This is a genomic window from Stenotrophomonas sp. 116085_Sma, from assembly GCF_056479585.1.
Window position 1 is genome coordinate 900,632 of sequence record NZ_CM151057.1, and the last position, 19,043, is coordinate 919,674.

Here is a 19,043-nt window from a genome sequence, read left to right on the forward strand (position 1 = left end):
CGGCTGACGGCGTGGTTACCCGACAGGCAGACAATGTTCCCGGTGATCTGGGAACGGTGGATCAGGCCGCTTCAGCAACGGCACCACTGCTGTTGCTCACCGACGAGCGTATCAGGTGGTCGAACGCGCTCAGTGCGGCGGTCGAACCGGCGCCCATCGCGATGATGATCTGCTTGTAGGGCACCGTCGTGCAATCGCCAGCGGCGAACACACCCGGCAGGTTGGTCTGGCCGCGGTCGTCGATGACGATCTCGCCACGCGGCGACAGCGCCACCACGTCCTTCAGCCATTCGGTGTTGGGCAGCAGGCCGATCTGCACGAAGATGCCTTCCAGCTCGACGCGGTGGGCGTCGCCGCCGACGCGATCCTTGTAGACCAGGCCGGTGACGCGGCTGCCGTCGCCCAGCACCTCGGTGGTCTGCGCGCTGGTCAGCACGGTGACATTGCCCAGGCTGCGCAGCTTCTTCTGCAGCACTTCATCGGCGCGCAGGCTGGAATCGAACTCCAGCAGGGTCACATGCGACACGATGCCAGCCAGGTCGATGGCCGCTTCCACGCCGGAGTTGCCGCCGCCGATCACCGCCACGCGCTTGCCCTTGAACAGCGGGCCATCGCAGTGCGGGCAGTAGGCGACGCCCTTGTTGCGGTACTGGTCTTCGCCCGGCACGTTCATCTGCCGCCAGCGCGCGCCGGTGGACAGGATCACCGAGCGCGACTTCAGCACCGCGCCGTTCTCCAGCTGCACCTGCACCAGGCCGTCTTCGCCGGCCGGCACCAGCGCACTGGCGCGCTGCAGGTTCATGATGTCCACCTCGTACTCGCGCACGTGCTGTTCCAGCGCCGTGGCCAGCTTCGGGCCCTCGGTCTCCTTCACCGAAATGAAGTTCTCGATCGCCATGGTGTCAAGCACCTGGCCACCGAAACGCTCGGCGGCGATGCCGGTGCGGATGCCCTTGCGCGCGGCATAGATCGCCGCTGCGGCACCGGCCGGGCCGCCGCCCACCACCAGCACGTCGAAGGCGTCCTTGGCGGCGATCTTCTCGGCATCGCGCTTGCCGGCGTTGGTGTCCAGCTTGGCCACGATCTGTTCCAGGGTCATGCGGCCCTGGTCGAACACTTCACCGTTGAGGTACACGGTGGGCACGGACATGATCTCGCGCTTCTCCACTTCGTCCTGGAACAGCGCACCGTCGATAGCCACGTGCTGGATGCGCGGGTTGAGCACGGCGGCCAGGTTCAGCGCCTGCACCACGTCCGGGCAGTTCTGGCAGGACAGCGAGAAGTAGGTTTCGAACTTGTAATCGCCTTCCAGGTTCTGCACCTGCTCGATCAGTTCGGCGGTGGCCTTGGACGGATGACCGCCGACCTGCAGCAGCGCCAGCACCAGCGAGGTGAACTCGTGGCCCATCGGCAGGCCGGCGAAGGTCAGGTGGATATCCTGGCCCGGCGTGCCCAGGTCGAACGAGGGCACGCGGCCCTGGCCGTCGCGCAGCACCTGCAGCGAGATCTTGTCCGACAGGCTTTCCAGGGTCTGCAGCAGTTCCAGCATTTCCTGCGACTTGGCGCCGTCGTCGGCGTGCGCGGTGATCTGGATCGGGCGGGTCACGCGCTCCAGATAGGTCTTCAGCTGCGACTGCAGGTTGGCGTCCAACATCGGGTCATCTCCTGGCTTCAGGCAAACAGGGGTCGTGGCACCGCTGTAGAAGGTAGCGGACCAGCAGGGGGTAGGGGTGAACCCAAGACAGCGACCGTGGAAGGGGCTGGCTGGCCAAGGCTGGCGCGCGTTGGCTGTCTTGGGTTCACCCCCACGCCGGCGGGGGACCGGCACGGGGATGAAGGGCGCGCCGTGGCGTGGGGCCGCGGCAGGCCGGTACTGCGTTAGATCTTGCCGACCAGGTCCAGCGACGGGGTCAGGGTCTTCTCGCCTTCCTTCCACTTGGCCGGGCACACCTGGTTCGGGTTGGCGGCGGTGAACTGGGCAGCCTTCAGCTTGCGCAGGGTCTCGGACACGTCACGGGCGATCTCGTTGGAGTGGATCTCCAGGGTCTTGATCACGCCTTCCGGGTTGATGATGAAGGTGCCGCGCAGGGCCAGGCCTTCTTCTTCAATGTGCACGCCGAAGGCGCGGGTCAGCTGGTGGGTCGGGTCGCCGACCAGCGGGAACTGGGCCTTGCCGACGGCCGGCGAGGTTTCGTGCCACACCTTGTGAGAGAAGTGGGTGTCGGTGGTGACGATGTAGACCTCGGCGCCAGCCTTCTTGAACTCGGCGTAATGGTCAGCCGCGTCTTCGATCTCGGTCGGGCAGTTGAAGGTGAAGGCGGCCGGCATGAAGATCAGGACGGACCACTGGCCCTTCAGGCTGGCATCGGAAACCTTGATGAACTCGCCATTGTGGTAAGCGTTGGCTTCGAACGGCTGGATCTGGGTGTTGATCAGGGACATCGTTTTTCCTCTGGTGAAGGGGAGTGGGTGAATCGACAGGAGCTAGGTTACCGACTCGCTGGCGATAAGAACAATCCATTGATTGCATCTATTTGATAGATGGAGTCTATCAAAAGGCCATGAGCTGACACTGAACCTTGCCGCTCCCATCCTGCAACTGCCTGTATGACAAGGAAAATCTTTCCCGGCAGGTGAATGCGGCCGATAGCCCGTCCTTATCCCGTTCGCCAGAACCTGAACGGATTCCGCTGTTGTAGAGCCGAGCCTACGCTCGGCTGTCCCAGAAGCAGCCGAGCATGGGCTCGGCTCTACAATTGCGGCATGTCTGTCAAAACCGAATCCTCCCTGCGCCAGATCGTGGCCGATGCCAGCGCCCGCCTCGGCGGCGTTGAAGCCCGCCACGAGGTCGAACTGCTGCTGCTGCATGTACTGGAGCGCCCGCGCAGCTGGCTGTTCGCGCACGCCACCGATCCGCTGGCCGCTGCCGACCAGGCGGTCTTCGAGGCGTTGCTGGCCCGCCGTGTGGCCGGCGAGCCGGTTGCCTACCTGACCGGCCGCCGCGGCTTCTGGACGCTGGACCTGGAGGTCGACCCGGCCACGCTGATTCCGCGCCCGGAAACCGAACTGCTGGTGGAACTGGCGCTGGAGCGCCTGCCGGCCAATCGCGACCTGCAGGTGGCCGACCTCGGCACCGGGAGCGGTGCGATCGCGCTGGCGCTGGCCAGCGAGCGGCCGCAGGCGCAGGTGCTGGCCACCGATGCCAGCCCGGGCGCGCTGGCCGTGGCCACGCGCAACGCCGCGCGCCATGAACTGCGCAACGTGCGCTTCGCCCAGGGGGGCCACGACTGGTACGCGCCGCTGCAGGGCGCGCGCTTTGATCTGATTGCCAGCAACCCGCCGTACATCGCCAGCGACGACCCGCATCTGGAACAGGGCGACCTGCGTTTTGAACCGGCCACTGCGCTGGCCTCCGGTGTGGACGGCCTGGACGACATCCGCCGCATCGTCGACGGTGGCCTGGCCCACCTGCTGCCTGATGGTTGGCTGCTGATCGAGCACGGTTGGGACCAGGGCCAGGCGATCCGCGCGTTGTTCGACGCGGCGGGTTTTGCCGACGTGCAGACCGTGCAGGACCTGGAGCAGCGCGACCGCATCACCCTGGGCCGGCGACCGGCCTAGAATGGAGGTTCTCCTGCCCCGGCAGGGCATCACCCTGGAGCTGCAAGCATGCGTACGCTGTACCCCGCCATCACCCCCTACGACGTCGGCACCCTGAAGGTCGATGACCGCCACACGCTGTACTTCGAACAGTGCGGCAACCCGGATGGCAAGCCGGTGGTGATGCTGCACGGTGGCCCGGGCGGCGGCTGCAGCGACAAGATGCGCCAGTTCCACGACCCGTCGAAGTACCGCATCATCCTGTTCGACCAGCGTGGTGCCGGCCGTTCCACCCCGCACGCCGACCTGGTGGACAACACCACCTGGGACCTCGTTGCCGATATCGAAAAGCTGCGCGAGCACCTGAAGGTGGATCGCTGGCAGGTATTCGGCGGCAGCTGGGGTTCGACCCTGGCCCTGGCCTATGCAGAAACCCACCCGCAGCGTGTGACCGAGCTGGTGCTGCGCGGCATCTTCATGCTGCGCCGCTGGGAACTGGAATGGTTCTACCAGGAAGGTGCCAACCGCCTGTTCCCGGATGCCTGGGAGCATTATCTGAAGCCGATCCCGTCGGTGGAGCGTCATGACCTGATCTCGGCCTTCCACCGCCGCCTGACCAGCGACGACGAAACCACCCGCCTGGAAGCGGCCAAGGCCTGGGCGGTGTGGGAAGGTGCGACCAGCTTCCTGCACGTCGATGACGACTTCATCAACAGCCACGAAGACCCGCACTTCGCGCTGGCCTTCGCCCGCATCGAGAACCACTACTTCGTCAACGGTGGCTTCTTCGAGGTGGAAGACCAGCTGCTGCGCGACGCGCACCGCATCGCCGACATCCCGGGCGTGATCGTGCACGGCCGCTACGACGTGGTCTGCCCGCTGGCCAATGCCTGGGACCTGACCAAGGTATGGCCGAAGGCGAAGCTGGAAATCACCCCGGCCTCGGGCCACTCGGCGTTCGAGGCCGAGAACGTGGACGCGCTGGTGCGCGCCACCGATAGCTTCGCCTGATCGGCAACGCCAGGGGTCAGATCCCTTTCCCAAGGAAAGGGCTCTGACCCCGACCCGGATGCACCGGCCGGTAGATCCACGCCATGCGTGGATGGGGGCAACGCAGGAGCCTCCACGCATGGCGTGGATCTACCAGTTCCCGGCCAGCAACGCGTCAGCCAGCACCTGCAGTTTCGGTGAGTGCTGCCGCGACGGCGGGTAGATCAACGACAACGCACGGCTGCGGCCTTCGAACGGCTGCAGCACGCGCTGCAGCCGGCCATCGGCCAGCGCGTCGGCCACCGCGAAATCCATCACCTGCACGATGCCGATGCCGGCGATGGCCGCTTCCACCAGTGGATCGCCGCTGTCGAACACCATCCGCGTCGGCGGCGTGACTTCCCGTAGCTGGCCGTCGTGCAGGAACTGCCAGTTGACCACGCGGCCACTACGCAGGTTGCGCACGGCCAGGCAGGCGTGGTCCTGCAGCGCGGTCACATCGACCGGCGCGCCGCAGCGGGCCAGATAGTCCGGGCTGGCCACGGTCACCCAGCGCAGCGGCCGCAAGGGCCGCGCAACAATGCGCTGGTCGGCGATGACGCCGGTACGCAGCGCGGCATCGAACCCTTCCTCGACCAGATCGACCAGGCGGTCGCTCAGCACCGCTTCCACCTGCAGCTGCGGATGCTGTTGCAGCAGCGGTGCCAGCATTGGCACGAGCACCTTGCGGCCGAACATCGACGGCGCGCTGATCTTCAAGGTGCCCGAGGGCGTGCAGGGTCGGTCGGCCAGCTGCCGCTCGGCATCGTCGAGGCCAGCCAGCAGCGGCATCACCTGTTCGACGAACTGGCGGCCATCCGGGGTCAGCGCCACGTTGCGGGTATTCCGCTGCAGCAGCTTCACCCCCAGTGTGGCCTCCAGTCGGCCGATCGCGCGCGACAGGCCGGACTGGCTCAGGCCGAGCTGGCCGGCGGCCACCGTGAAGCTGCGCGCTTCCGCCACCTGCACCAGCATGCGCACCGCATTGAGGTCCATCGAGGCTCCATTCATGCGGAAAATCATGACAGATATGGGCTTCAAGGGGTTTATTGATATGGGCGCATCAATGAGACTGCGCTCCCCCCCACCGCTTCAACCTGCCGATGCCTCCCCTCAACTATCCACGCTGGGCGCTGACCCTGCTGGCCACCGCGCAGCTGATCATCGCCCTCGACGCCACCGTCATCTTCGTCGCCCTGCATGACATGGGCCGCGCGCTGCAGATCAACGCGCAGCAGCTGCAGTGGGTGGTCAGTGCCTACACCGTGGCCTTTGGTGGCAGCCTGCTGCTGGGGGGGCGTGCCGCCGATCTGATCGGGCGCCGTCGCTTCTACCGGCTGGGCATGCTGCTGTTCGCACTGGCCTCGCTGCTCGGCGCGCTTGCGCCGAACGCGACCCTGCTGATCATCGCGCGTGCCGCACAGGGCGTCGGTGCGGCGCTGCTGTTCCCGGCCACGCTGGCGCTGATCAACACGCTGTACGCCGAAGGCCCGGTGCGCAACCGCGCGCTGGCGATCTGGAGCATGGCCAGCGCGGTCGGCCTGGCGCTGGGCACGCTGCTCGGCGGCGTGCTGACCCAGGCGTTCGGCTGGCCGGCAGTGCTGGCGGTGATCGTGCCGCTGGCCACCGCATGCGCAGTGGCTGCCGGTGCATGGCTACCGGCCGATGGCCCACGGGTGCAGGGACGTTCGTTCGACCTGGCCGGTTGCCTCACCGTCACCGCCGGCGGCAGCCTGCTGGTCACCACCCTGGTGCAAGGGCCGGAGTGGGGCTGGACGGCACCAGCCACGCTCATCTGCCTGCTGCTTTCAGCGGTACTGCTGGCGGCGTTCGTGCAGATCGAAAAGCGCAGCCGTGACCCGCTGATGCAGTTTTCGCTGTTGCGCCCGCCTGGCCTGCGCGCGGCACTCGGCCTGACCTTCGCCTTCATGAGCAGCTATGGCGTGCAGTACTACTTCCTTGCGCTGTACTTCCAGGATGGCTACGGCTGGAGCCCGCTGCAGGCCGGCATGGCCTTCCTGCTGCCGACGCTGGTGTGCACTTTCGGCATTCGTATTGCCGAACGCATGCTGCGGCGCCGTTCGCCACGGCAGGTACTGGCCTGGGGCTTCGCCGCCGGTGCCATCGGCATCGCTGCGGTGGCGGTGGCGATGCCGCATGGCGCTGGCTACTGGCCGCTGCTGCCGGGCATCGTGGTGCTCAGTGTCGGCCAGGGCATGAGCTGGACAGCGATGTGGATCGTGGCCGGTCAGGGCGTGCCGGGACCGCAGCAGGGTGTCGCGTCCGGCATGGCCGCCACCGCCCAGCAGATCGGTGGCGCGCTGGGATTGGCGGTACTGGTGATGGTGGCCAACGCCGCGCGCAGCACGCAGGCAGCAACCAGTGCCGATGCCCTGCAGGGCATGGTCAATGCACAGTACGGCGCCGCGCTGTTCGCTGCGCTCGGCGTGGTGATCGCGCTGGGCCTGCGCCCGGCGCCGGTAGACTCGTCAGCAACCGCCTGCCTGAGCACCGACGCATGATCGAACTGCTGGACCTGCAACAGACCCTGCATGCCTTCGCAGCCTGCAACGATGATGATGAGGTGTACGGCTCCTTCGGTTGGGTGCACGCCACCGATGACGACCTGCTGCAGGCGCGCTTCTGGTTGCCACCCGATGAGGATGCCGCATTCGATGAGGACAGCGAGGTTCCGGCTGAAGCGCGCGCGCTGGGCCTGGGCACGTTCCTGGAACCTGCGACGTTTGCGGACGTGCTCGACGTGCAGAAGCGGCAGCGCCCGTTGTCTTCGCTGCGGGACTACGCGCAGGCGCTGGCGTACTACGCCGAGTACGACGCGTTCCGGCAGGTCGAAGGCATCGATGAGGCTCTGGGCGAAGCGGAAGCTGCGGAACAGGCGGCTGCACGCGAGGCGGGTGTGGGCACAGGCATCTTCGCGTCCTTCGATATGGCATTGAACGCGTGCCCGGAAGCGCAGATCAAAGCGGCGGCGCAGCGCGTGGCGCGCCTGCTGGAGATTCCGGTGGGCGATGCATTGGCGCGTTGCCGCTACTGCTGGGTGAAGCGCTGGATCGGCGTCGTGCGCAGGCGATCAAGGATGACTTCGCCGACATCGGCGCGACGCTGCAGGTGCGTGGCTACAAGCCGTTCCCGTGGATGGACGCGCCCGCATTGCGTTGAACAACACCATCCATGCCATGCCTGGATGACGTTCAACCAAACGCCAGCAACTGCGGCTGCAATGCGCTGAAGATCCGCGCCAGCCGCTCCGCCCACGCCTGCTGCCCGGCCACGTCGGCAATCAGGTCCTGGCGGATCTCCAGCTCCACGTGCACCAGGCCACGGCCTTCGCCATGCACCGGCACCGCATAGTCACTGGTACTGCTGACCGAATACGGCTCATTGTCACCCACCACCAGGTCGCCCTCGTCGCGCAGTGCCTGCAGCAGCGCATGGGCAAAACGCGTGTCCTGGTGGTACAGCACGCCGGCATGCCACGGCCGCTGCATGCCGTTCATCGCCGGGGTGAAGCTGTGCATCATCACCAGCAGCGTGGGGCGGCCTGCATCACGGCGTGCATCAAGCTCGGCGTCGATGCGCGCGTGGTAGGGCGCGTGGATCGCTTCGATGCGTTGTTGCCGCTGCGCTGCCGACAGCCCGGTATTGCCTGGCACCACCGTGTGGTCGCTCACTTCCGGAATCAGCGTTGGCGACGCCAGCGGGCGGTTGCAGTCGATCAGCAGCCGCGAATAGGTCTGTTCGATCGCCCAGGCATCCAGCCGTTCGGACAGTGCGCGGGTGGTGCCGGCAATGCCGATGTCCCAGCCGATATGGCGGTCCAGTTCGGCCTGCGGCAAGCCCAGGCCTGCGAGGACGCGCGGCACCCGCTGGCCGGCATGGTCGGCCAGCAGCAGGAACGGCGAGGCGCCCTGCGGCCGGTGGATCGTGTGGATCGCCGGGTCGTCTGCGCCCAGCAGCGCAGGCAGCGCGTGCAGATCGGCGTCAGCCACGCGGGCGTCCGTCCAGATGGTGCTCGATCATCCACAGCCCGGCCCAGAGCTTGGCATCCAGCTCGTAGCCTTCGCCCATTTTCTCTACCAGCCAGGCAGCCGCCCGAGCACGCGGAATCTCGTGCACGGTGATGTCTTCGCTGTCATCACCACCGCCCTCGCCGACACGGCGCAGGCCGGTGGCGCGCACGAAGGCGATCTTCTCGCTGCTGGCGCCAGAGGACGTCGGGCCGATCATCAGCACTTCGGCGTGATCGGCGGTCCAGCCGGTTTCTTCCTCCAGCTCGCGCACCGCCGAGACTTCGATCGACTCGCCGGCGTGGATGTCGCCGACCAGGCCGGCCGGCATCTCGATGGTGGGGGCCTGCAGCGGCACGCGGAACTGCTCGACGAACAGCACCTTGTCCTCGGGGGTGACGGCGATGATGATCGCGGCCAGGCCACCGGCGTGGGTACGTTCGCTGTATTCCCAGGTGCCGCGCACCAGCATGCGCTGGTACTTGCCTTCATAGACGACACGCGGGGCTTCGGTGTTGCGCTGGCTCATGCGGGCTCGCTGTGGGTGGGAAGAATATCGGGTACGCCGGCGGCATCGAACAGCCGGCGGCGTGTCATCGGGCCGAAGCGCAGGGTCTGGCACAGGCCGCTGAGCAGCTCGGGATCGGCGGTCTGGCGCAGCAGGCCGGGTTGGCTGCCTTCCAGCGGCGCGTCCAGCGCGATGGTGGTCAGCTGGCGCCAGAGCAGGGCGTGCTCGCGCTGCTCGCGCAGGCGCACGGCCATCTGGGCGGCGCCACGCAGGCGCAGGAACGGCACTTCATCCAGTCGCTCGTACAGCACGTCCATGCTGCCGAAATGGGCCAGCAGCACGGCAGCGGATTTGCTGCCGACGCCACTGACACCGGGAATGTTGTCCACCGCGTCGCCACACAGCGCCAGGTAATCGGCGATCTGGTGCGCATGCACGCCGTGTCGTGCCTTCACCCCGGCCACGTCCCAGCGCTGGTTGCGTGCGTAGTCCCACTGTTCGTCGTGGTCCAGCAGCAGCTGCGACAGGTCCTTGTCGGCGGAGATGATCACGCCGCGGTGGCTGCCACGATGCACATGCAGGGCGCTGCCGATCAGGTCATCTGCCTCGTATTCGTGGTGGGCCAGAACGGCAAGGCCCAACGCCGCGCACAGCGCCTTGCAGTGCACGAACTGGCGCTTGAGCGCCTCCGGCGCCGGGTCGCGGTTGGCCTTGTAGGCCGGGTACAGGCGGTGGCGGAAGCCACTGTCCAGTGCTTCGTCGAAGGCGATGGCGATGTGACGCGGGCGCTCGCGCTCGAGCAGGTCCAGCAGGAAGCGGGCGAAGCCGTGCACGGCATTGGTCGGCCAGCCCTGCGCGTCCTGGAACTGGTCCGGCAGCGAGTGCCAGGCGCGGAACACGTAGATGCTGGCGTCGACCAGGTACAGCGACGGCGGTGGTACCGGCAGGGTCATGCCGGAGGCGTCCAGTCGCGCAGCAGGGCGGCCGGGTCCGGACGCTCGCGCTCGGGCACGGCGGCCTTCGGCGTGCCGATATGGATGAAACCGGCAATGCCTTCGCCCTCGGACAGCCCCAGGTAGGCCTGCACGGCCGGGTCGAAGGCCATCCAGGCGGTCAGCCACTGCGCGCCGAAGCCCAGCGCCTGCGCGGCCTGCAGCAGGGCGAAGCAGACGCAGCCGGCGGTCATCAGCTGCTCCTGTTCGGGCACCTTCGGGTCCGGGCGCGGGCTGGCCACCACCACGATCACCAGCGGCGCATGGCTGAATCGCTGGCGGTCCTTTTCGAACACGGCCTCGCCGGCGTGCGGGTCGCGTTGGCGGCTGCGCTCGGCCAGGAAGTCGCCCAGAGTGTGACGTGCATCGCCGGCGATCTTCAGGAAGCGGAACGGCACGCGCTTGCCGTGGTCGGGCACACGCACGGCCGAGGCCAGCATCCGCTGCAGGGTGGCCGGATCCGGGCCGGGCTCGGCCAGCTGCCGCGAAGGCACGGAGCGGCGGGCATCCAGGGCGAGCAGGGCGGCGGGGTCGGGCATGGAGTCTGAACCGGTCATCACGGAGGTTTGATTATAGTCGGGGTGGTCAAAGACACCGTCTGTGTCGCGTCTGGCCTTTGAATATCAAACTGTGATGAACGTCATGCCACTGGCGGGAAACGGACGGCCGCTTCCCCTCGCCTCGCAGGCCTTGCACGGCTTACGATATCTACCTTGCCGGGCCGCCGGTCATGAGGTTTGAAGTGAGGACTGTTTCACTGTCCGTGACGGGCTGGCCGGCCTACCATCGACGTACCGGTACATGGGGTGTGCCGGTTGTCGCGATGTCCACGTTGTCTGTCGTACCAGAGAAGGTGGGGAGCCTTCCCGAATGATGAGCGCGCCCACACCGATGGGATCGCCGGGCCGTGACCCGGCCCAGCTCCAGCTTGCCCGGGACATGGTCCTGCCCGCGCTGTGCCAGGCCTTCGGCGCGGCACTGGCGCGCTTCGACGATGCCCTGTTCGATCGGGCCGGCAATGCCGGTTCGTCGCAGCTGCTGTTCCTGGATGCGATGCGCGAACTGCGCCGCCGCCGCGAGGACATTGCCGGTGCCTTCTCTGGCCACCTGCAGCGGGCCTGGGATGCGCTGGCCAGTGGTGAGCCCATGTCGGCCGAATCGACGCTGTCCGGCCCAGCCGAGGATGGCCTGAGCCTGCTGGCCGAGCACGTGCTGGAGTCGCGGCTGGCGGTGCGCAATTTCGCCACGGTGCTGCTGCGTGACTTCAAGCCGGTCCTGGCGCGGCTCGACCGCCGCCTGGGCCGTCTGATCGGCGGCGCCGAACTGGATGCCGACCATAATCCCATCAGCCCCGAACACCTGGGCGTGGCCATCCACGAAGCCTTTGCCGGCTGCGAACTGGCTCCGGAAGTGCACCTGGTGCTGATCAAGCTGTGCGAGCGCGACCTGCGCGCGCCGGTGGGTCGCATCTACGAGAAGCTGGACGAGCAACTGGCCGCGGCCGGGGTGATGTCGCAGATGGGAGCGCCGCGGCGTCCACTGTCGGCGGCGCCCGACCCGCGCATGGCCTCGGGCCTGGATGACCTGGTGGAGCAGCGCCCGGGCACGGGCCTGGACGGCGAATTCGGTGATGACGAGCAGGCCGCGCCGGCCTGGGCGCAGCGCTTTGCCGCACGCTGGTCCGAGCGGCGTGGGCACATGCAGCAGCACCTGGGCGCCGAAGACGGCGGCACCGGCGACGCCCATGCGGGCCAGCAGGGCATGCTGCTGGAGGCGCTGCACGAACTGCTGCAGCAGACCCGCCACGTGCGCGAGGACGCGACGTCGGCCGCACAGGTGGCGATCGGCCAGCAGCGTCCGCTCAGCCAGCGCGAGATGATGTCGGTGCTGTCGCTGCTGCAGGCCACGCCCAGTGCGACCCTGCGCGCGGCGATCGGCGAGGACGGCGAATCGTTGGCGCAGCGGTTGAAGAGCGAAGTGCTGTCCAGCGCCACCCGTCTCGGTGTCGATCCGGGCCAGACCCGGCTGGACCCGCAGGACGAGGATGCGATCGACCTGGTGGGCATGCTGTTCGACGTGATGCTGGACGAGCGCGAACTGGAAGGCCGCTCGCGCGAGCTGATCGGCCGCCTGGTGGTGCCGTTCGTCAAGGTCGCGATGCTCGACCGCCGCATGTTCGTGCAGAAGACCCATCCGGCGCGCAAGCTGCTCAACTCGCTGGCCGAGGCCTGCGAAGGCAACACCGGCGAAAGCCAGGCCGAGCGCATGCTGATGGCCAAGGTCGAGGAGATCATCGAGCGCCTGGTTGCCGAGTTCAACGAGAACCTGGCGATCTTCCTGACCCTGGAAGAGGAATTCCGCGAGTTCCTGGTGCAGCACCGCCGTCGCGTGGAAATCGCCGAGCGCCGCGCCGCCGAAACGCAGCGTGGCCAGGAAAAACTGGAAATGGCCCGCACCCGCGCCGGCGCCGAACTGGACCGCCGCATCGGTGATGCCACCCTGCCGCCGGCCATCGCCGAATTCCTGCGCCAGCCGTGGCAGCACCACCTGACCCTGGCGCTGCTGCGCGAGGGCGAGGAGGGCGCGTCGGTGGCCGAGGCACTGAGCCTGGGCGACGGCCTGCTGGAGGAAGTGGCCGAGGCCCGCCGCCAGATCGTCGGCAAGCCGTGGCTGCAGGCCTGGCAGCCGGTGCTGGCCAAGGTGTTCGCCAGCGTGGGCGTGCATGGCGACGCCGCCACCGGCGCCATCGATGCCCTGCATGACACCCTGCAGGGCATTGCCGAATCGCGGCCGGAACTGCAGCGCGGGCTGCCGGAACTGCCTCAGGTCGCACTGCCCACCCCCCCGGTGGCTGAATCACCGGCGGTGGAGCTGAGCGGCCAGATCGATGCCGATGATTTCGACAATGCCGACGCCGATCGCTTCCGTCGAATGGAGATCGGCAACTGGCTGGATTTCGTCGACAAGGACGGCAAGGTGCAGGCCGGCAAGCTGTCCTGGGTCAGCCCGATTTCCTCGCGCCTGCTGTTCGTCAACCGTCGTGGCGTGCGCTTCTGCGTAGCCTCGCCGGAGGAACTGGCGGTGATGGTGCGGCTGGGACGTCTGCGCGCCCATGTGGATGACGGTGCGTTCGACAGCGCGATGCAGGGCGTGATCGATCGGCTGGACCCGGGCAGCGCCACCCTGCACTGAGTGGAGCCGCCTGCTAGGATCGGGAAAACTCACCGATCAGCGGGGACCTGCATGGCCGTAGCGTTGCTGGGGATCAAGGAGACCGTGCCGGGCGAACGGCGCGTGGCGCTGACACCGGAGACCGCGCGCAAGCTCGGCGCCCTGGGCATCACTGTCTGGTACGAGCCCGGCGCCGGACTGGCCGCGGGTTTCACCGATGCCGCCTATGACGATGCCGGTGCCCGCGCGTTCGACGCCGCCCGCTGGGCCGAGATCGACATCCTGCTGTGCGTGCAGGCGCCCCCGGCGACGGTACTGCAGCAGCTCAAGCCGGGTGCCACCGTGGTTGGCCTGTTGACCCCTGCCAGTGATGTGGCCCTGGCGGCACTGGCTGCCGATGACCGCCTGCACCTGTTCCCGCTGCAGCAGCTGCCGCGCACCACCCGTGCGCAGGCGATGGATGTGCTCAGTTCACAGGCCGGCATGGCCGGTTACAAGGCCGCGTTGATCGCCGCCGAACGCGCACCACGATTCTTCCCGATGCTGACCACCGCTGCCGGCACCGTGCGTCCGGCCAAGGTGCTGGTGATCGGTGCCGGCGTGGCGGGACTGCAGGCCATTGCCACTGCCCGGCGCCTCGGTGCCCAGGTGGAAGGCTTCGACGTGCGCCCGGAAACCCGCGAGCAGATCCAGTCGCTGGGCGCCCGTTTCCTCGACCTGGGGGTGAGCGCGGCCGGCGAGGGCGGTTACGCGCGCGCGTTGACCGATGAGGAGCGAGCCGAGCAGCAGCGCCGCCTGGCCGATCACCTGCGCGGCGTGGATGTGGTGATCTGCACGGCGGCGGTACCGGGGCGCCCGGCACCCACCATCGTCACTGCGGCGATGGTGGAAGGCATGGCCACTGGCAGCGTGATCGTGGACCTGGCCGCCGAGAGCGGTGGCAACTGCGCACTGACCCGGCCAGGGCAATGCATTGAACACCAGGGCGTGACCATCGACGGCCCGCTGGGCCTGGCCAGTCGCGGCGCGACCCAGGCCAGCGAGATGTATGCGCGCAACCTGCTGAACTTCGTCGCGCTGTTCGTGCGCGAGGGGCAGCTGGCGTTCGACTGGGACGACGAGTTGCTGGCCAAGACACGCTGGCAGGCGTGAACCTGATATGCCTCCTGTAGAGCCGAGCCCATGCTCGGCTTGCGCAGGCGCGATAAAGCAGCCGAGCTTGGGCTCGGCTCTACAAAGGGTTGAACGCTGCCTTTACCGCGGCTTGGCCGGCGGCGGGTTGTCGCGCACCCAGTCCTTGCGCTGTTCCGGCGTCATCTGCGACCAGCGCTCACGCAGGGCGTCGCGCTGCGCCGGTGGCATGTCGCGCATCTGACCGAACAGTGCCCGGGCCTGCTCACGCTGTTCCGGGCTCATGTGCTCGAAGCGGCGCAGACCACGGCGCGCCTTGTCACGTTCCTCCGGGCTCATCGATTGCCAGCGCTGGCCGTGCGACAGCATGCGTTGGCGCTGGCTGGCATCGGCGCTGTTCCAGCGGTCGCGCAGCGGTGCCAGCAGCGATTCGCGCTGGGCTTCACTCAGCTGTTCCCACGCCGGCAGCGGTGCGGCCGGTACAGGACGTGGGGCCGCAGCGGGTGCAGCAGTCTGCGCCAGCGCGGGGACGGCCGGCAGCAGCGACAGGGTCAACAGCAGCGGCAGCAGGTTGAATCGGGGCATGGTTCACTCCATCGCCAGGTCGGTATCGCCCAGCCACAGGTACAGATCGGGATTTTCGTCATATAGCGTGCTGTTGTCTTCTACCGAGGCCAGCACCGGGGCCGGCGCTGGGCCCGACAGGGGGCTGTGGCCGCTGAACTGCAGGCCGATACCCAGTGCCACCACCAGCGAACAGGCGCTGGCCAGCCACCAGCGCAGGCGCCCGTGCCGGGCCGCGCTGGCGCCGTGGCGGGCCTGGCGCAGCTGTGCCAGCGTGGCCGGCGACAGTGCCTGCAGCGACTGCGCGTGCAGGCTGCGCAGGATGTCATCGGAGGGCAGGGAGCGGTTCACGGGTGGGTCTCCAGGTAGTCCTGCAGCGCCTGCCGGGCGCGTGCCAGATGGGTTTTTACCGCGCCTTCGCTGCAGCCCATGGCGCGGGCGGTGGTGGCCCCGTCCAGGTCCTGCAGCACGCGCAGGGTGAAGGCTTCTCGCTGGCGGGCGGGCAGGGTACGCAGTGCCTGCACCAGCTGCTGGTACTGCTGGCGCTGTTCGTGCGCCTGCGCCGGGTCCGGGCCGGGATCGGCCCAGTCGATCCCGCCACCGTCGGCATCCTGGTTGTCGCGCCAGAACGGCAGGCGGAAACGGCGTCGACGCTGCAGGTCGATCACGCGCCGGCGCAGGATGCTCCAGAACAGCGGCGCCCATTCGGCGGCCGGCTTGTCGGCGTAGTCCAGCATGCGCATCAGGGCGTCCTGCACCGCGTCCATGGCGTCGTCGCGCTGGCGCAGGCCGGCCTCAGCGAAGCGGAATGCGCGCGGGCCGACGCTGGCCAGGAACACTTCCAGCGACGCCGGCAGGGCATCGGTCTCGGCGCTCGGGGGGACAGGGCTGCTCACCAGCACAGGGTACGGTTCCTCGCTCGGGGTCACCATCGACAACGCGTGAGCGCGGCTTCGGTTGACCGTGGGCGCGCGCCGGGTTCAGCCCGTGGTTATGATGGGCCGACGAAGACAGAGCGGGAGCGTTGCCAGTGAGTGACGGGTTCGTGGCGCTGTACATCTTCATGCTGGCGGCCATCGCCGGCCACGTGATCATTTCGCGGGTGCCGGTGATCCTGCATACCCCGCTGATGTCGGGTTCCAACTTCATCCACGGCATCGTGCTGATCGGCGCGATGGTGGTGCTGGGGCACGCGCAGACGCCACTGGAAAAGGCGCTGGGCTTCCTCGCCGTGGTGCTGGGTGCCGGCAACGCTGCCGGTGGGTACGTGGTCACCGCGCGCATGCTGGAAATGTTCAAGCCGAGCGCGCCCAAGGGTGCCAAGGACGAACCGAAGGAGCCGCAGGCTTGAACATCAGTACCGTCGAACTGCTCGACTGGCTGGTCAAGGCCAGCTACCTCGTCGCCGCCACGCTGTTCCTGCTCGGCCTGCAGCGGATGGCCTCGCCGCTGACCGCGCGCAGCGGCATCCGCTGGGCCGGGCTGGGCATGCTGCTGGCTACGGCGGCAACCTTCTTCCTGCCCGAACTGCACAACGTGCCGCTGATCCTGGTGGCGCTGCTGCTTGGCGCGGGCCTGGCCTGGTGGTCGGCCGGCAAGGTCGCCATCACCGACATGCCGCAGATGGTGGCGCTGTACAACGGCATGGGCGGCGGCTCGGCGGCGGCCATCGGCGCGGTGGAACTGCTGCGCTATTCCTTCCTGGCCCACCGCGATACCAGCCACTGGAGCGCGCAGGCGCTGGCCGACCTGGCCGCGCGCCAGCCATCGGGCACGGTGCTGCTGCTGGCGGTGGTCGGCGCGGCGATCGGCGCGGTGTCGCTGTCCGGCTCGGTGATCGCCTGGGCCAAGCTGGATGGACGGCTGGACAAGCGCGTGACCTGGCCCGGCCAGCAGGTGATGAATCTGCTGGTGGCGCTGGCGGTGGTGGTGCTGGCGATCATCGCGGCCAGCACGCTCAGTAGCTGGTCCATCGTCGCCTTCTTCGTGCTGGCACTGGCGCTGGGCGTGCTGATGACGCTGCCGATCGGCGGTGCCGACATGCCGGTGGTGATCTCGCTGTACAACGCGTTCACCGGCCTGGCGGTGTCGTTCGAAGGCTATGTGCTGGGCAACGAGGCGCTGATCATCGCCGGCATGATGGTTGGCGCGGCTGGCATCCTGCTGACCCGGTTGATGGCCAAGGCGATGAACCGTCCGATCCGCAACGTGCTGTTCTCCAACTTCGGCGGTGGTGCCGGTGGTGAAGGGCAGGCGATCAGCGGCTCGCAGAAGCCGATCGAAGCGGCCGACGTCGCCGCGATGATGGCCTTTGCCGAGCGCGTGGTGATCGTGCCCGGCTACGGCATGGCGGTGGCGCAGGCCCAGCACAAGATCTGGGAACTGGCGCAGCGGCTGGGACAGCGCGGGGTGAAGGTGAAGTTCGCGATCCACCCGGTGGCGGGGCGCATGCCCGGGCACATGAACGTGCTGCTGGCCGAGGCGGGCGTGCCCTACGACCTGATCGCCGACATGGACGACATCAACCCGGAGTTCGCCAACACCGACGTGGTGCTGGTGATCGGCGCCAACGATGTGGTCAATCCGGTCGCGCGCACCGACCCGGCCAGCCCGATCTACGGCATGCCGGTGCTGGACGTGGTCAACGCCCGCAACGTGGTGGTGATCAAGCGCGGCAAGGGCACCGGCTTTGCCGGCATCGAGAATGCGCTGTTCTACGCCGACAACACCCGCATGCTGTACGGCGACGGTGCCGAAGCGGCGGCCTCGCTGGTCAGTGAGTTGAAGGCGCTCGACGGCGGGCATTGAGATCCGGGGTCGGATCCCTTTCCACAGGAAAGGGCTCTGACCCCATATGCGCAGTCTCATCCACGCGTGGCGTGGATCTACCCGGGAAGCACAACGCGCACGGGGGCCATCGCGCTCAGCGCGCCAGCCAGGCGCCCACGGCCACGCCCAGCGCCAGCCACAGCCATTCCATGGCGCCATTGGCCAGGGTGATCAGGGTCCAGGCCAGGTGCGGGCCCATGCGCAGGCTGGCGTCCCACAGGTCCAGGCCGATCGAGCCGCCCATCCAGGCGCTGGCGATGGTCCAGTTGGCCACGGCGGCCACCAGCAGGGTGCCCAGCACGACCAGCGCGATGCGCAGCCGGCCCGGGCCCAGCGTACCCATGCGCAGCATGAACACCAGTTCCAGGGCGGTCAGTACCGCCATCCAGCCGACCTGCCGGCCGGTCATCAGTGCCAGCACCATCCAGGCAAGGGGAGCAACAACCAGGCCCAGCAACAGCATGATGGGCCAGAGCCAGGTGACGGTCCTGGCACGCGCGGCATTGGAGGACATCGAAGCTCCCTGAAGATCACCCACAGGATACTGTGGTTTGCGGCGGTGCACCGGCGGTGCCGGGGCGGCTGGGCTAGAATGCCGTCTTGCGTGGCCTGGCCACGGCCCCATATCGGTCCCCATGTATTCCCGTAGCAGCGAACCTGTCCACTTCGAACGCGATTGCGAGGCCGTGATGGTCCCGCAGGGCGATACCGTGACCCTGCCCGCCGGCAGCTATGGGTACATCACCCAGGCGCTGGGCGGCAGTTATTCGGTGTTCGTCGAGGGCAACCTGTTCCGCATTGCTGGCAAGGACGGCGACGCCATCGGCAAGGAGGCACCGGCACCGCTCGAACTGCCTGCCGATGCCACCGATGAACAGGTGGAACAGCTGGTGTGGCAGCAGCTGCGCACCTGCTTTGACCCGGAAATTCCGGTGAACATCGTCGAACTGGGCCTGGTCTACGAGGTCGAGATCAAGCACCTGGACGAAGGCCAGCGCGAGATCGACGTGAAGATGACCCTGACCGCACCGGGCTGCGGCATGGGCGACATCCTGGTCGACGACGTGCGCAGCAAGCTTGAAATGATCCCGACGGTGGCCGAGGCCGACGTCGACCTGGTGTTCGACCCGCCGTGGAACCAGCACATGATGTCCGAGGCGGCCCGGCTCGAGACCGGCATGCTTTGACCCA

General features: G+C 67.8%; 20 protein-coding genes. 9 read left to right on the forward strand and 11 right to left on the reverse strand.

Annotated features, from left to right (window positions below; translation table 11 throughout):
- Positions 1–61: 61 nt before the first annotated feature.
- Both ahpF and ahpC read right to left on the reverse strand, forming a co-directional pair.
- Positions 62–1,654, reverse strand: coding sequence for an alkyl hydroperoxide reductase subunit F (gene ahpF / locus ACZK0Z_RS04035; RefSeq protein WP_049428746.1), 1,593 nt, complete (start codon positions 1,652–1,654; stop codon positions 62–64).
- Positions 1,655–1,878: 224 nt separating this feature from the next.
- Entirely contained in the window at positions 1,879–2,442 is a 564-nt protein-coding gene (ahpC, locus tag ACZK0Z_RS04040) for an alkyl hydroperoxide reductase subunit C (protein WP_005415368.1), read from the reverse strand.
- Positions 2,443–2,763: 321 nt separating this feature from the next.
- Here ahpC and prmC point away from each other — a divergent pair, with 321 nt between their 5' ends.
- Both prmC and pip read left to right on the forward strand, forming a co-directional pair.
- The gene (gene prmC, locus ACZK0Z_RS04045; RefSeq protein ID WP_049428748.1) at positions 2,764–3,621 is read left to right on the forward strand and encodes a peptide chain release factor N(5)-glutamine methyltransferase; all 858 of its coding nucleotides are present in this window, start codon (positions 2,764–2,766) and stop codon (positions 3,619–3,621) included.
- Positions 3,622–3,669: 48 nt separating this feature from the next.
- On the forward strand, positions 3,670–4,611 hold the full coding sequence (gene pip, locus ACZK0Z_RS04050) for a prolyl aminopeptidase (protein WP_014646006.1): 942 nt from the start codon (positions 3,670–3,672) through the stop codon (positions 4,609–4,611).
- A 129-nt stretch (positions 4,612–4,740) separates the two neighbouring features.
- Here the strand turns inward: pip and ACZK0Z_RS04055 are convergent, their stop codons facing one another.
- Positions 4,741–5,625, reverse strand: a complete 885-nt coding sequence (locus ACZK0Z_RS04055) for a LysR family transcriptional regulator (RefSeq protein WP_049428749.1) — start codon at positions 5,623–5,625, stop codon at positions 4,741–4,743.
- A gap of 107 nt (positions 5,626–5,732) precedes the next feature.
- Between ACZK0Z_RS04055 and ACZK0Z_RS04060 the strand changes: the two genes are divergently transcribed.
- Together ACZK0Z_RS04060 and ACZK0Z_RS04065 are read left to right on the forward strand one after the other, a co-directional pair.
- A complete protein-coding gene (locus ACZK0Z_RS04060) occupies positions 5,733–7,151 on the forward strand; it encodes an MFS transporter (RefSeq protein ID WP_197633567.1) in 1,419 nt (472 codons plus the stop codon).
- Entirely contained in the window at positions 7,148–7,879 is a 732-nt protein-coding gene (locus ACZK0Z_RS04065) for a DUF7716 domain-containing protein (RefSeq protein ID WP_336339845.1), read from the forward strand. Before ACZK0Z_RS04060 ends, ACZK0Z_RS04065 begins: the two co-directional genes overlap by 4 nt.
- Here ACZK0Z_RS04065 and ACZK0Z_RS04070 read toward each other — a convergent pair.
- The 4 genes from ACZK0Z_RS04070 to ACZK0Z_RS04085 are packed head-to-tail and all read right to left on the reverse strand — an operon-like array spanning position 7,842 to position 10,696.
- Positions 7,842–8,639: an N-formylglutamate amidohydrolase gene (locus ACZK0Z_RS04070; protein WP_197620619.1), complete on the reverse strand. Its 798-nt coding sequence runs from the start codon at positions 8,637–8,639 to the stop codon at positions 7,842–7,844. The genes ACZK0Z_RS04065 and ACZK0Z_RS04070 overlap by 38 nt on opposite strands.
- Complete coding sequence (locus ACZK0Z_RS04075) at positions 8,632–9,186, reverse strand: NUDIX hydrolase (RefSeq protein ID WP_049428757.1); 555 nt, start codon at positions 9,184–9,186, stop codon at positions 8,632–8,634. Before ACZK0Z_RS04075 ends, ACZK0Z_RS04070 begins: the two co-directional genes overlap by 8 nt.
- Complete coding sequence (locus ACZK0Z_RS04080) at positions 9,183–10,118, reverse strand: 5'-3' exonuclease (RefSeq protein ID WP_049428759.1); 936 nt, start codon at positions 10,116–10,118, stop codon at positions 9,183–9,185. The genes ACZK0Z_RS04075 and ACZK0Z_RS04080 overlap by 4 nt, the downstream gene beginning before the upstream one ends.
- Complete coding sequence (locus ACZK0Z_RS04085) at positions 10,115–10,696, reverse strand: nitroreductase family protein (protein ID WP_049428784.1); 582 nt, start codon at positions 10,694–10,696, stop codon at positions 10,115–10,117. Before ACZK0Z_RS04085 ends, ACZK0Z_RS04080 begins: the two co-directional genes overlap by 4 nt.
- A 331-nt stretch (positions 10,697–11,027) precedes the next feature.
- On the opposite strand from ACZK0Z_RS04085, the gene ACZK0Z_RS04090 reads away from it, so the two are divergent.
- Positions 11,028–13,349, forward strand: a complete 2,322-nt coding sequence (locus ACZK0Z_RS04090; RefSeq protein ID WP_197633566.1) for a DUF1631 domain-containing protein — start codon at positions 11,028–11,030, stop codon at positions 13,347–13,349.
- Between the two features lie 51 nt (positions 13,350–13,400).
- Positions 13,401–14,480, forward strand: a complete 1,080-nt coding sequence (locus ACZK0Z_RS04095; protein ID WP_049428762.1) for an NAD(P) transhydrogenase subunit alpha — start codon at positions 13,401–13,403, stop codon at positions 14,478–14,480.
- A 102-nt stretch (positions 14,481–14,582) separates the two neighbouring features.
- Here the strand turns inward: ACZK0Z_RS04095 and ACZK0Z_RS04100 are convergent, their stop codons facing one another.
- The 3 genes from ACZK0Z_RS04100 to ACZK0Z_RS04110 are packed head-to-tail and all read right to left on the reverse strand — an operon-like array spanning position 14,583 to position 15,955.
- Positions 14,583–15,044, reverse strand: coding sequence for a DUF3106 domain-containing protein (locus ACZK0Z_RS04100; RefSeq protein ID WP_049428764.1), 462 nt, complete (start codon positions 15,042–15,044; stop codon positions 14,583–14,585).
- Between the two features lie 3 nt (positions 15,045–15,047).
- Positions 15,048–15,374: a hypothetical protein gene (locus ACZK0Z_RS04105; protein ID WP_049428766.1), complete on the reverse strand. Its 327-nt coding sequence runs from the start codon at positions 15,372–15,374 to the stop codon at positions 15,048–15,050.
- On the reverse strand, positions 15,371–15,955 hold the full coding sequence (locus ACZK0Z_RS04110; protein WP_080354992.1) for an RNA polymerase sigma factor: 585 nt from the start codon (positions 15,953–15,955) through the stop codon (positions 15,371–15,373). Before ACZK0Z_RS04110 ends, ACZK0Z_RS04105 begins: the two co-directional genes overlap by 4 nt.
- Before the next feature lie 98 nt (positions 15,956–16,053).
- Between ACZK0Z_RS04110 and ACZK0Z_RS04115 the strand changes: the two genes are divergently transcribed.
- Both ACZK0Z_RS04115 and ACZK0Z_RS04120 read left to right on the forward strand, forming a co-directional pair.
- Positions 16,054–16,374: an NAD(P) transhydrogenase subunit alpha part 2 gene (locus tag ACZK0Z_RS04115; RefSeq protein ID WP_049428770.1), complete on the forward strand. Its 321-nt coding sequence runs from the start codon at positions 16,054–16,056 to the stop codon at positions 16,372–16,374.
- Positions 16,371–17,831, forward strand: coding sequence for an NAD(P)(+) transhydrogenase (Re/Si-specific) subunit beta (locus tag ACZK0Z_RS04120; RefSeq protein ID WP_049428771.1), 1,461 nt, complete (start codon positions 16,371–16,373; stop codon positions 17,829–17,831). The genes ACZK0Z_RS04115 and ACZK0Z_RS04120 overlap by 4 nt, the downstream gene beginning before the upstream one ends.
- Before the next feature lie 115 nt (positions 17,832–17,946).
- Here the strand turns inward: ACZK0Z_RS04120 and ACZK0Z_RS04125 are convergent, their stop codons facing one another.
- Positions 17,947–18,366: a hypothetical protein gene (locus ACZK0Z_RS04125; protein WP_049428773.1), complete on the reverse strand. Its 420-nt coding sequence runs from the start codon at positions 18,364–18,366 to the stop codon at positions 17,947–17,949.
- A 121-nt stretch (positions 18,367–18,487) separates the two neighbouring features.
- Between ACZK0Z_RS04125 and sufT the strand changes: the two genes are divergently transcribed.
- Positions 18,488–19,039, forward strand: a complete 552-nt coding sequence (sufT, locus tag ACZK0Z_RS04130; protein WP_012479222.1) for a putative Fe-S cluster assembly protein SufT — start codon at positions 18,488–18,490, stop codon at positions 19,037–19,039.
- The last annotated feature ends 4 nt before the right edge of the window (positions 19,040–19,043 follow it).

Bases quoted from the DNA above. Each gene is read 5' to 3' on its own strand.
- pip (WP_014646006.1), top strand. From the start codon at position 3,670: ATGCGTACGCTGTACCCCGCCATCACCCCCTACGACGTCGGCACCCTG.
- ACZK0Z_RS04085 (WP_049428784.1), bottom strand. From the start codon at position 10,696: ATGCCCGACCCCGCCGCCCTGCTCGCCCTGGATGCCCGCCGCTCCGTG.
- ACZK0Z_RS04090 (WP_197633566.1), top strand. From the start codon at position 11,028: ATGATGAGCGCGCCCACACCGATGGGATCGCCGGGCCGTGACCCGGCC.
- ACZK0Z_RS04055 (WP_049428749.1), bottom strand. From the start codon at position 5,625: ATGGACCTCAATGCGGTGCGCATGCTGGTGCAGGTGGCGGAAGCGCGC.
- ACZK0Z_RS04125 (WP_049428773.1), bottom strand. From the start codon at position 18,366: ATGTCCTCCAATGCCGCGCGTGCCAGGACCGTCACCTGGCTCTGGCCC.
- ahpF (WP_049428746.1), bottom strand. From the start codon at position 1,654: ATGTTGGACGCCAACCTGCAGTCGCAGCTGAAGACCTATCTGGAGCGC.
- ACZK0Z_RS04065 (WP_336339845.1), top strand. From the start codon at position 7,148: ATGATCGAACTGCTGGACCTGCAACAGACCCTGCATGCCTTCGCAGCC.
- prmC (WP_049428748.1), top strand. From the start codon at position 2,764: ATGTCTGTCAAAACCGAATCCTCCCTGCGCCAGATCGTGGCCGATGCC.
- ACZK0Z_RS04080 (WP_049428759.1), bottom strand. From the start codon at position 10,118: ATGACCCTGCCGGTACCACCGCCGTCGCTGTACCTGGTCGACGCCAGC.
- ACZK0Z_RS04060 (WP_197633567.1), top strand. From the start codon at position 5,733: ATGCCTCCCCTCAACTATCCACGCTGGGCGCTGACCCTGCTGGCCACC.
- ahpC (WP_005415368.1), bottom strand. From the start codon at position 2,442: ATGTCCCTGATCAACACCCAGATCCAGCCGTTCGAAGCCAACGCTTAC.
- sufT (WP_012479222.1), top strand. From the start codon at position 18,488: ATGTATTCCCGTAGCAGCGAACCTGTCCACTTCGAACGCGATTGCGAG.
- ACZK0Z_RS04110 (WP_080354992.1), bottom strand. From the start codon at position 15,955: ATGGTGACCCCGAGCGAGGAACCGTACCCTGTGCTGGTGAGCAGCCCT.
- ACZK0Z_RS04075 (WP_049428757.1), bottom strand. From the start codon at position 9,186: ATGAGCCAGCGCAACACCGAAGCCCCGCGTGTCGTCTATGAAGGCAAG.
- ACZK0Z_RS04095 (WP_049428762.1), top strand. From the start codon at position 13,401: ATGGCCGTAGCGTTGCTGGGGATCAAGGAGACCGTGCCGGGCGAACGG.
- ACZK0Z_RS04100 (WP_049428764.1), bottom strand. From the start codon at position 15,044: ATGCCCCGATTCAACCTGCTGCCGCTGCTGTTGACCCTGTCGCTGCTG.